At 37.9% G+C, this 12,762-nt stretch carries 4 protein-coding genes; all 4 read left to right on the forward strand.

Annotated features, from left to right (window positions below; genetic code table 11):
* On the forward strand, positions 1-1,024 hold a 1,024-nt coding region (locus QQS35_RS02645; protein WP_285930226.1), incomplete at its 5' end, for an Ig-like domain-containing protein.
* 436 nt (positions 1,025-1,460) lie between these two features.
* A complete protein-coding gene (locus tag QQS35_RS02650; RefSeq protein ID WP_285930228.1) occupies positions 1,461-3,716 on the forward strand; it encodes a family 43 glycosylhydrolase in 2,256 nt (751 codons plus the stop codon).
* A 63-nt stretch (positions 3,717-3,779) separates the two neighbouring features.
* Positions 3,780-7,616, forward strand: a complete 3,837-nt coding sequence (locus QQS35_RS22790; RefSeq protein ID WP_331490626.1) for a family 43 glycosylhydrolase — start codon at positions 3,780-3,782, stop codon at positions 7,614-7,616.
* 194 nt (positions 7,617-7,810) lie between these two features.
* A partial coding sequence (locus QQS35_RS02665; protein ID WP_285930229.1) for an immunoglobulin-like domain-containing protein occupies positions 7,811-12,762 on the forward strand: 4,952 nt, incomplete at its 3' end.

Here is a 12,762-nt window from a genome sequence, read left to right on the forward strand (position 1 = left end):
GGAAACCGTAGAATTGACTGAAGGTGAATCAAGTCAGTTAACAGCAACGGTAATTCCGGATACAGCAGTTAATAAAGCAGTCGCATGGGTTAGCAGTAATGAAGAAGTAGCAACTGTCGATGAAAGTGGTAACGTAACTGCAGTTAAAGCTGGTACTGCATTCATTACAGTGACTACAGCTGACGGCGGTCATATGGCAACTAGCGAAGTAACTGTAGAAGAAGCAACTGATACTACACCAGGTGATGATAGGAATGAATTAACATTAGGTGGAGATTCACAAGAGGTAGAAGCAGGTGAAACATATACGGTTACAGGTACAAGTGCAAAAGTAACGATGCCAGCAGATTTACCAGTAGGAACAAAAATGAAAGTGGAAACGAAAAATGTAGAAGAAACAAACTATGATGGCCTTGTACCATCTGGTGACAACTTAACATTTACATTTGAATTCCCAGAAGGTTCAGAAGCACCAAATAGTGATTTTTCATTAGTAATGGGTTATGACGAAGCTGTAGATGCAACTAGTCTAGCTATTTATTATTACAATGAAAATGCAAAAGAGTGGGAACACCGTGGCGGTGATATAGACGAAGAAAATAAAACCATAACCATAGCTGTTTCGCACTTTTCAACATACGGTGTGTTTGTAGAGACTGATGAAACTCCTGGAGACGGTCAACCAGGCGAAGACGGTCAAGACGGCGCAGATGGAGAAGACGGCCAAGATGGATCAGATGGTGAAGACGGTCAAGACGGCGCAGATGGTGAAGATGGCCAAGACGGCGCAGATGGTGAAGACGGTCAAGACGGCGCAGATGGTGAAGATGGCCAAGACGGCGCAGATAATGAAGGTTCTCAAGCCGGTGAAGATAATAAAGATGGCGATGCGACTTCAGGGAAAGATGAAAAACTGCCAAATACAGCGACAAATCTATTTAACTATCTATTGATAGGGATGATTTTACTAGTAGCAGGTGGATTAACTGCTCTGTATGCTAGAAAACGAAAAATGAATAGGTAACTTGTCAAGGCAACACTGACTTCCATGCAATCGCTTGGAAGTCGGTGTAATACATAAAATAAAAGATTTACTTTAAAGCCCTATAAAGACTCTAATTTAAATAGGGATTAGAACTAAACAAATCAAAGAAAACGCTTACATACAATTCAATACTTTGATCCTACAAAGGGATAAACCATTTTATTGAGCAATAAGAAATTAACTACTAAGGAGAACTTTTGTAAAAGAAACATGAAGCGAAGTTATGTTTAATATCTCCAGATATGAATTAAAGGGGGTGATATTTGTAATTGCAGAAAAGTCGAAGAACCCTCTGATAATATAACTTAGTGTTCATTATAGTGAAGTTTATATTATCCGGGATAAGCTACATATTCTTCTTCTTTTGGTTCAAAAGTTCAAATTTTCTAAAATTTTGTTTAGTGGGAGGAGAACCATGAAAAAATCAATTACAATGCTTCTCATGACAGTACTTGTTTCATTGCTATTCGCAAGTGCTGTAAATGCAGATAATCCAGTGATTAAAGATTACTTTAGCGCTGATCCGGCTGCAATTGAATATGATGGCAAGGTTTATTTGTACACAGGTCATGATAGCGCAACAGCAAGCGGAGGTGACTATGTACTTCCAGAGTGGAGTATTTATTCTTCTAGTGATATGACCAATTGGGAATTTGAGGGTTCAGTTTCTGACGATATTTTTGATTGGGCACAAGGAGATTCTGCTTGGGCTTCAGAAACAATTGAGAAAGATGGAAAATTTTATTGGATCACAACAGTAGAAAACAGCAATGGTTCAGGCAAGGCTATTGGTGTAGCAGTATCTGATGACCCAGTTACAGGGTGGGAAGATGCGATTGGTGCTCCATTAGTAACGAGTTCGGATACAGAAAACCCTGATAACATGGGTGGATGGTCTTGGGATGACATTGATCCAACTGTGTTCATTGATGATGATGGTGAAGTACATTTATATTGGGGAAATGTTCATTTATACTATGCAAAATTAAAAGATAATATGACCGAGCTAGATGGAGAAATCCAGAAGGTTGAATTTGATATGCCAGGGACTTTTACCGAGGCTCCATTTGTCCATGAATATCAAGGTAAATATTACCTTTCTTATGCGATGAATTGGCCGGAAGATTTAGCTTATGCAATGAGTGATAGTCCAGAGGGACCTTGGGAATATAAAGGTTTGTTAATGGATGCTCTTCCTGGAACAGGAACTAACCATCCAGCTACCATAGAATTTAAAGGTGAATCGTATTTTATTTACCATACAGCTGCTCTACCAACAGGTGGAGATTATAGACGTTCTGTTTCAATTGAAAAGTTACAATATAATCCAGATGGAACAATACAAAAAATGATTCCAACTGCTTCAGGTATAGACGCTTCAAGTTATTTTATTCAATCATTTGATGACAATAACCGGTATGTTCGACATTTAGATGATAATCTTCGTGTTGATCCAGTTGACAGTAATACGTATGATTCTAAATGGCATACGGTGTCTGGTTTAGCAGATGATGGTGAAGAGTTTATATCGTTCCAATCGGAAAACAACCCAGGATACTACTTGGTTAAAAATGGATCAAGTGTTGAATTAGCAAAGCATGATGGGACAACTACATTTGAGGAGAACGCTACATTTAAACAAGTTTCAGGTTTAGCAGACTCAGATTGGTCTTCATTCCAGACTTATAATGACGATACGTTGTTCTTATATCAAGAGAATGATTTTTCACTTGGTTTAAGTACAGTGGATTCTAATTCACCAGATGGGAATGCAACGTTCCGTATATCTGGAGCTGAAGTAACTGGAATCGAACTAGATAAAAATTCTGTATCTGTACAGGAAGGATCAGAAACGACTTTAGTAGCTTCAGTAACACCGGATCAAGCGCTTGAAAAACAAGTTAAATTCTATTCTACTAATCCAGATGTTGTTGATATTTCTGATTCTTACTATGATTCTTATAATGGCACAACAACTGTTACGGTAAATGGAAAGTCTTCAGGAACAGCAGAAATCATTGCATATACAGAAGATGGTAACTACTCATCTACAATTCAAGTAAAAGTTGAGGAATATGTAAGTGGACCAGTTGTATTAAAAGATGTAGTGATTTCTAGTAATTCTGATACAAAACTAGTTGATATTTCTGGTGTTTTACAGGACCAAGCTGGTAAGAATGTCACAGTTAAAGTGACTTCTCCTGAAGGAGATGTTGATTACCTAGATCAGACAATTACTGATGGAAATGGTGATTTTGGTTTTAATTACATGTTAAATAGTGTCGTTGATGGCTCCTATAGTGTAGTTATTGGAGCATCTGATCTTGAAAGTCCGTATGAGTCTAGTTTTAACATCTCATCAACATCTCCGGGAGATGGCCAAGACGGTGAAGACGGTCAAGACGGCGAAGACGGCGCAGATGGTGAAGACGGCGCAGATGGTGAAGACGGCGCAGATGGCGCAGATGGCGCAGATGGTGAAGATGGTGAAGACGGCGCAGATGGTGAAGATGGCCAAGACGGCGAAGGAACTTCATCAGACCAGAATAACGAAGACAAAGATCTTCCAAACACAGCTACAAATCTATTTAACTATTTATTAATAGGTACAATTTTACTTGGACTAGGTGTTGCTACAATTCTTTATGCTAGAAAAAGAAGAGTGGAATAAACATTGTCTAGCTAATTTGAAAATTTTATAGCTAGCAAGAAAATATGTAAGGGAGGATTCAATATGCGTAAGCGTTACTATAGAAAAATGGTTGCACTCTTATCTGTTTTTGCCATTTTATTCAGTATGTTTCCTGTAAATGTCGTTCCAACGGTTAAGGCGGCGGCAACGGATTTGGAACAGGATCTGGTCTTATGGTATGACTTTGAGGGAAATACTGACTCAACAGTAACAGATGCATCCGGTAATGGTAATGACGGGACATTAGTGAATGATGCTTCTATCACTACATCTGACAAAGGTGGAGCCGTTACATTAGATGGCGACCAAGATTATGTAACAGTACCAACTGGAATATTTGATGGGCTAACAGATGTGACAATTAGTTCATGGGTCAAAGTAGAATCACATAAAGATTGGGCATCTTTGTATGCCTTTGGTAATTTTATAGACGGGGAAAATACAGATTATTCACTTAATTATGCAGTTAAAGCTGCTGACACTGACAATGGTAGTCTTGAGTTGTTTGGTCCATATCCGTTTCCAAGTGTACAAACAGGTGTAGTATCATCACAGGAATGGGTACACGTTGCAACAGTTATTTCTGGACAAACATTATACCACTATACAAATGGTACGCTTGATGGATCGACAGAAATAGGAATGGATGCTGGAGACATAGATGTTGAGGCAAATAATTTTATCGGTTTTCATGCAATGCCTCATGAACAGGTGGAGGGTAAAGGCTTAGACGGTCAAATTTCTGATTTCCGTATCTATGATAGAGCATTAGATATAACTGAAGTTAGAACATTAGCAGATTTTGATTTCACTATTTCATCGATTGACGAAGTAAACATTACAACTATGGTTGGGGAATCTCCAACACTCCCATCTGAAGTGACAGTCAATTATCCGAATGAAACGAAAGAGCAATTAGCTGTCAATTGGGATGAATTTCAAGAATCAGACTATGCTTCTGCAGGTGCTTTTCGAGTAGAAGGTACAGTCGAAGGAACAGAAATAAAAGCGGTTGCAAATATTACAGTGACAACGGACAAAACAATAGATACTTTTGAGCCAATATCAGTATCAACAGTAGTTGGGGAAGAACCAACACTGCCTAACACTGTAAATGTAACGTACAAAAATGGTTCTAGTGATGATGTCACAGTTACTTGGGATGCGATTAATTCTGATCAACTAAGCAGAGCTGGAGCAAGTTTTACAGTAACAGGAACAATTAATGGCACATCTGAACCAGTAGAAGCACGTGTGTATGTGACAACTGAAGTATCTGGTGAACTCGTAACATGGTATAAATTTGATCAGTTAAATGGTACAACTGTTCCGGATTTATCCGGCACTGGTAACCATGCTACAGCAGTAAATGGAGCTTCTATGACGAATATTGACTCTAAAGATGCTATTGACCTAGATTATAATAGTGATCAACATGTCACGTTACCATCTGGAGTTGCAAGTGAATTAGAAGACTATACATTTTCTACATGGGTTTATTTAGATTCTAAAACAGGAGATTGGGCGCGTGTTTTTGATTTTGGAACAGGTTCAAATGCATCCACTACCTTTTTAACGCCAAACCTACGTTTAGATAATAGAGGTGCAGTTGTAACGGCAACTTCTGGTGCACCAAGTGTAGGGGAATGGACACACCTTGCTGTAACAAAGTCAGGAGAGGAATTTACAATCTATAGTAATGGAACTGCAGTTGCTGAAATGACTGACGATGCAGTTTTAGGAAATACAACTCGTAACTTTATTGGGCGATCTAACTACGGTGCAGATCCTTACCTTGACGCTAAAGTAAGTGATTTCCGTTTATATGATCAGGGTTTAACTGAAGAAGAGATATTAGAAGTTATTGCAGAGTCATTTTCAGATGAAGATGCAGTAAGTAGAGCGAAAAGTTCTTTAACTTTAGATGACACATCAGCAGTAATAGCTGATATTAGCTTGCCGGGAACTGCTGAAAATGGTGTCAATGTTTCATGGACATCAAATGATGCAAGTGTTGTGTCTGACGAAGGTGTAGTTACAAGACCTGGATCAGATGAAGAAGATGCAACAATAACATTAACAGCAACACTAAGCCGAGGCGATTATTCTGATACGAAAGAATATCAAGTTACAGTTCTTGCAGATAACATTGAATCGGTTGAAGAAGTAGAAGTAATTACGCCAGCATATTACCCACCAAAGCTTCCTGAAAAAGTAACTGTCAATTATTATGATGGCAGTACTGGTGAAGTGAATGTTAAATGGGAAAAAATTTCAGATGAAGTTCTTTCAGAATTGGGATCAACAGTTCAAGTAGAAGGAACAGTTTATGGTACCGATATTAAAGCAGTTGGAAATGTACATGTTTCTGAATTATTGAGTGTTGAGGATGTGAATGTACAGACAACTGCCGGTAAGGCACCTGAACTTCCATCAACAGTAACAGCTAATTACAGTAATGGGATGACAGATGAGTTGGCGGTTGATTGGAACGATGTGAGTATGGATCAATATGCTGAAACAGGTAGTTTTACTGTAGAAGGATTAGCAGCAAAATATAACTATACGAATCCACTTATCGAGCAAAGAGCGGATCCAAATATTTACAAACATACAGATGGCTACTACTACTTTACGGCATCTGTTCCAGAATATAACCGAATTATAATGAGAAGATCGAAAACAATTCAAGGTCTTTCAACAGCAGAAGAAAAAGTGATTTGGGAAGCACATGAGTCTGGTGAACAATCTGCACACATATGGGCTCCTGAAATTCATGTAGTAGATGGTAATTGGTATATTCACTATGCAGCAGGTGGCGGTGATGGTGACATTTGGAAAATCCGTCCTTATGCGCTTGAGAATACGAGTGACAACCCTATGACTGGAGAATGGGAAGAAAAAGGCATGATTGGTAAGGCAGAAGATGATGATTTCTCATTCACAGGTTTCTCTTTAGATGCAACTATTTTTGAGCATAATGGTAAAAATTATTACATTTGGGCACAAAAAGACGGCAGCCCATCAAACCTTTACATGGCTGAAATGGAGAATGGCTATACCATTAAAGGTGAACCAATGTTACTCGCAACTCCAGATTATGATTGGGAAAGACAAGGTTTCTGGGTGAATGAAGGTGCAGATGTTATCAAGCGAAACGGTAAGATATTCGTTTCATTCTCTGCAAGTGCTACAGATGACAATTATAAGATCGGTCTATTAACTGCAGATGAAGATAGCGATATTATGGATCCAAGTTCATGGTATAAATCTCCTGAACCAGTTATGGAAAGTAATGATGTTACAGGTCAATACGGTCCTGGACACAGTACATTTACGGTAGCTGAAGACGGTGTAACAGATATCCTTGTCTATCACGCCCGTTCCTATCAGGAAATTGATGGCGATCCATTGTATGATCCTAACCGACATACTAGGGTGAAAGTATTAACTTGGAATGAAGATGGCACACCTAATTTTGGAATTCCAAATGCAGATGGATTGGTCAGTGGACCAACTATTGATGTTACAGCAAATGTGACAGTAGTGGAGGATACCAATTACGGAGTGAGTTCTGAATTTAGTGCCGATAGTTTACAAGCAAATCAACAACTTGATACAAATACGACTGTAACAAATAATTCAGATGTTGATGAATCAATTATGGTTGTGATGGCATTGTACGATGGAAATAACAGAATGGTAGATATTCAATCTGTCTCTAAAGAAATCGCAGCAGGCACAGAAGCAACTTATGATGTAGGCTTACAGCTTCCAGCTGATGTAACTGACCACAAAGTGAAAGTGTTTTTTTGGAAAGGAAAGAGTCTTACAGAAACAGACATGACTCCAGTTTCAGACACATTTGAACTAAAGTAGTATAGCTTCATAAACCCTGTTAGAACTTTTCCTAACAGGGTTTCAATTAAAAAACAAGGAAACATTCATGATCAAAAACGAAACTGATTTCCAACTGGTAAATGAAAGTTATAAGTTATTGCTTCAAATATTTAAGCGTTAACATATTGTTAGTTTAATCTAAATTTATTAAAAGATGGAAAGGAAGATTGTTTATGTCGAGAAGGTCGAGTACGAGGCCCTTTGCAATAGTCACAATCATAGTGATGCTATTTTCTTTACTTCCTACTAATTTAATGGAAGTATCTGCAGCCGCAGAAGACCAGAAAATACTAGATTATGATATGTCTAATGTAGATGGGACAAATGTAGCTGATTCAGCTGGAGAATTTGATGGCACGTTGGTAAATCCAGGAGATGCCGAATTAATCACAAATAGTGATACTGGAACAGGTGTTATAAGTTTTCAAGGTGGAGATGTAGAATCTTTTATTGAAATTCCTAATGGAGTTTTAGATGGGTTAGAAAGTGTTACTGTATCTACCTTAGTTAATTGGGAAGGGTCAGGTGGAGCACAGTGGTTATATGGCCTTGGCCAAGATAATATGCGCTATCTGTATTATACACCGTCTTATATCGGTAATAATAACCACCGATTTGGTATGGCAACAAATCAATATAATAACGAAGTTTCTGCACAAGCATCTCCGAGATTAGCAGCAACAGAGTGGAAACTGGTTACTACGGTTATGAACGGAGCAGATAAGACTCTAACAACCTATATTGATGGAGTGGAAGTCGCTACTCAAACTACTGCATTTACTTTGGAAGAAATAAATAACGTAGATGGCATCAGTGGTAACATTGCTAAATCTTTTTATGGACCTGATCCATATTTTGGAGGCATGATTGCTGACTTTGAAATATATCAAGGCGCTTTAACCGATGATGAAATAAAGAATTTACAAGTAGAAGCTCAAGCAAAAGTTGACGCTATTGGTGGATTAGATGGATTCTTTATTAAATTTGCTGCAGGCCAAATTGATATAGAGGATTATTTGAGACTTAATCCAAGTGTAGATGAAATCACTACTAATTTAGAATTACCAGATAGTGGTGCATATAATACAACAATTACTTGGAGTTCCGATCATCCTGATATAATTGCAGCTGATGGCACAGTTACTAAACCATCTTTTGATAATGGTGATCAGGCGGTTGTTTTAACAGCGACTATTTCTGATGGCACAGATACACAAACAAAAGACTTCACAGTAACAGTGTTGAAAAGACAGGAAGATTCTGCAGCCTTTCAAGAGGATGTTGAGGCTTTAGTTGTTCATCATATTGACGATGTTAGAGGTAATTTACATTTACCAACTGAAGGGGACAATGGTAGTACAATTACATGGGTATCCTCTGATGAATCAGTTATTACCACAACTGGCGAAGTTACTCGTCCAGCGAATGGTGCAGGTGATGTGACTGTTGATCTTACGGCAGAACTTACATTAAATAGTGAAACTCATACAAAAGAATTTACTGCTAAAGTAAAAGAAATGCCCAAAGCTGTTGAAGATAATTCTGCATATTTATTAACATATTTTGAGGGAGAGTTCACGCCAGATGGCGAGCAAATACGGTTTGCTATGAGTGAAGGTAATGATGTAACAGAATGGAATGCAATTAATAATGGTAATCCAGTCATTAGAAGTCATTTAGGTGAAGAAGGTTTAAGAGACCCGTCAATCATCCGTTCACCGGAAGGAGATAAATTCTACCTACTTGCTACAGATTTAAAAGTATATGATGGTGATACTAATAATAATTGGGGAAGAACAGTAAGAGAAGGAAGCAATTCTCTAATGATCTGGGAATCTACTGATTTAGTAAATTGGTCTGAACAAAGAATGGTAGAAATTACATCTCCAGAAACAGGTCAAACATGGGCACCAGAAGTGTATTATGATGATGCAACAGGAGAGTATATTGTTTATTGGGCTTCATTCGTATATGACAGTGTAGCTGATCGATATGGTAATGGCTCAAGTCATAACAGAATTATGTATGCAAAAACAAGAGATTTTCATAACTTTACAGAACCAAAAACGTTATTTGACAGAGGACATGACATTTTAGATACAGTAGCAATTGATTATAACGATAAAGTTTATCGAATCACCAAGGGTACGTGGTATACAGAAAAGCAAAATAGTGGTGCAGAAATAAGTCAACACGTTTTCCAAGATGTAGGAGATTCTTTCTTTGATACTGATTTTGAGTTAATTAAAGAAGGAATTGGTATGGATGAACTAGATCATGGCGAGGGTGCTGAGATTTTCAAGTCTAATACTGAAGAAGATAAATTTTATCTATTAATTGATGAGTATGGTGGCGGAAGTGGCTATAACTTATTTGAAACAACTGATTTAGCAAATGCGGATTGGAAATTATCTGACGATATAAATTTACCAGATCGTCCACGTCATGGTGACGTCTTAAATTTAACACAAGAAGAATTTGAAAGATTACAAATCAACATACCTGGTGTCGGTGTGGAAGTTACAGAACCTGAACCTCCAGGTGAGGAAGAGGGCTTAGTTGCGCACTATGATATGACAAAAGCTGATAATAAGTTGACGGACGTAACGAACAATGGATTTGATGCAAATTATGTAGGGTTTGAAGAAGGCGATTTCGCAGAAGAAGAAAGCGACACCATTCTAAACTTTACTGGTGATGACTCTGAATATATAGAGTTACCTACAGGGCTAATTGATGATGAAACATTTACAATTGAGACAACATTTAATACAAGTACAAGTGCTAATCATTGGCTTTATAGTCTTGGTACCAAGACAGGTGAATGGCCAGATGTAAATAATTATATCTTCTTAAATCCAAAACAAGGAGATGACACGATTAGATTTGGAATTAAAGATTCTGAAACTGAGCTTGTTAATGAAGATGCATCTATTAATTCGGGCGAGTATAATACGTTTACCGCTACATTTGAAGAAGGATCTATTTCTTTATACCTGAATGGACAAGCTATAGGGAATATTCCACATACCTATTCGGTAATGGATATTTTGGAAGACGGCGTGGATGCAGAATCGGATGTTATTGGATTTATTGGAAGATCATTGTACACACCTGATGCAGCATTTACAGGGAAATTAGCTGATTTTAAGGTATATAATTACGCATTATCTTCAGAAGAAATCACGGGAGTTTCAGAAGAGGATATTGTTAATTTAGCAAAATCAGAATTAGTAATTTCAAATGAAGATAGCATTAGTGAAAGTATTACATTACCATCAGAATTAGAAGTTCAGGGACAGAAGGTAAATGTGAGTTGGGAATCTAGTAATCCAGCAATAATTGCAAATGACGGTACAGTTAATCAACCTTCTTATGAAGAAGGAAACCAAGATGTCGTTATGACTGCGACTATCTCGAAAGGTGATACTTCTGTTACGAAAGAATTTATTGTAACTGTAGTTCGTAAGCAAGGTGATTCTGAAGCTGTTAGAACTGCTGCAGAAGCATTAAAAGTTTATAACATTAACGATGTACGCGGTAATTTAACATTACCAACGGAAGGTGAGAATGGTACAAGTATTTCTTGGACTTCTGAAGATGAATCAATCATTACTCCAACTGGCGAAGTTACACGTCCAGCAAATGGTGAGGGGAATGAAACCGTTAAACTTACAGCAACAATTTCATTAAATGATCAGTCTATTAAAAAGGCATTCGCAGCTACTGTATTAGAAATGCCAGAACATGAAGACTTTAAAGGCTATTTCTTCCCTTACATGACTGGAGAAGGTTCAGCCGATGGTGAACAGGTTTACTTCGCCTTAAGTGAAGGAAATGATCCATTAAATTGGCAACTGTTAAATGATGGAGAGACTGTCTTAACTTCTGAATTAGGAGAAGAAGGAGTAAGAGATCCGTACATCCTTCGTTCACCAGAGGGGGATAAGTTCTATCTAATTGCCACGGATTTAAAAATGCATGGCAACGGTGATTGGGGCCGAGCACAAACAGACGGAAGCCATTCCATTATGGTATGGGAATCTACTGATTTGGTTAATTGGACAGATCAGAGATTAGTAGAAGTTGCTCCACCTGAGGCTGGTAATACATGGGCACCAGAATACTTCTATGATGATACGACAGGTGAATATGTTATTTTCTGGGCTTCAAAATTGTATGACAGTGAAGAAGATAGAAATAGTGGTAATAGTTATCAACGAATGATGTACACAAAAACAAGAGATTTCCATAATTTCACCGAACCAGAAGTGTATTTGGATTATGGATATTCAATTATTGATACTACAATGATTAAACATAATGATAAAATCTATCGCTTCACAAAAGATGAAAGAGGTAATTCAACAGACTCACCTAATGGGAAATTTATTTTCCAAGAGGTTGGCGACTCTGTTCTTGATCCCGAATTTGATCTAATCAAAGAAGGAATTGGAAAAGGGGACATTAACCAAGGTGAAGGCGCAACAGTCTTTAAATCAAATACCGAAGAAAAGTGGTACTTGTTTATTGATGAGTATGGTGGAAGAGGTTATGTTCCATTCGAAACAACCGATTTAGATTCGGGTGAATGGACATTATCGGAAGATTATGATCTACCGAATCGTCCTCGTCATGGTACTGTAATGCCGATTACACAAACAGAGTATGATGCATTATTGGCAAATGATGCAGGTCCAGTTGAACCAAATGAAGAAGATTTTGTAACAGATGTAACGCTTGATCTGGAAACCGTAGAATTGACTGAAGGTGAATCAAGTCAGTTAACAGCAACGGTAATTCCGGATACAGCAGTTAATAAAGCAGTCGCATGGGTTAGCAGTAATGAAGAAGTAGCAACTGTCGATGAAAGTGGTAACGTAACTGCAGTTAAAGCTGGTACTGCATTCATTACAGTGACTACAGCTGACGGCGGTCATATGGCAACTAGCGAAGTAACTGTAGAAGAAGCAACTGATACTACACCAGGTGATGATAGGAATGAATTAACATTAGGTGGAGATTCACAAGAGGTAGAAGCAGGTGAAACATATACGGTTACAGGTACAAGTGCAAAAGTAACGATGCCAGCAGATTTACCAGTAGGAACAAAAATGAAAGTGGA

It is taken from the genome of Aquibacillus rhizosphaerae (assembly GCF_030282825.1).
Classification (GTDB): Bacteria; Bacillota; Bacilli; order Bacillales; family Amphibacillaceae; genus Aquibacillus_C; species Aquibacillus_C rhizosphaerae.

Coding starts and splice junctions, on each gene's coding strand:
- QQS35_RS22790 (WP_331490626.1), top strand. CDS start 3,780: ATGCGTAAGCGTTACTATAGAAAAATGGTTGCACTCTTATCTGTTTTT.
- QQS35_RS02650 (WP_285930228.1), top strand. CDS start 1,461: ATGAAAAAATCAATTACAATGCTTCTCATGACAGTACTTGTTTCATTG.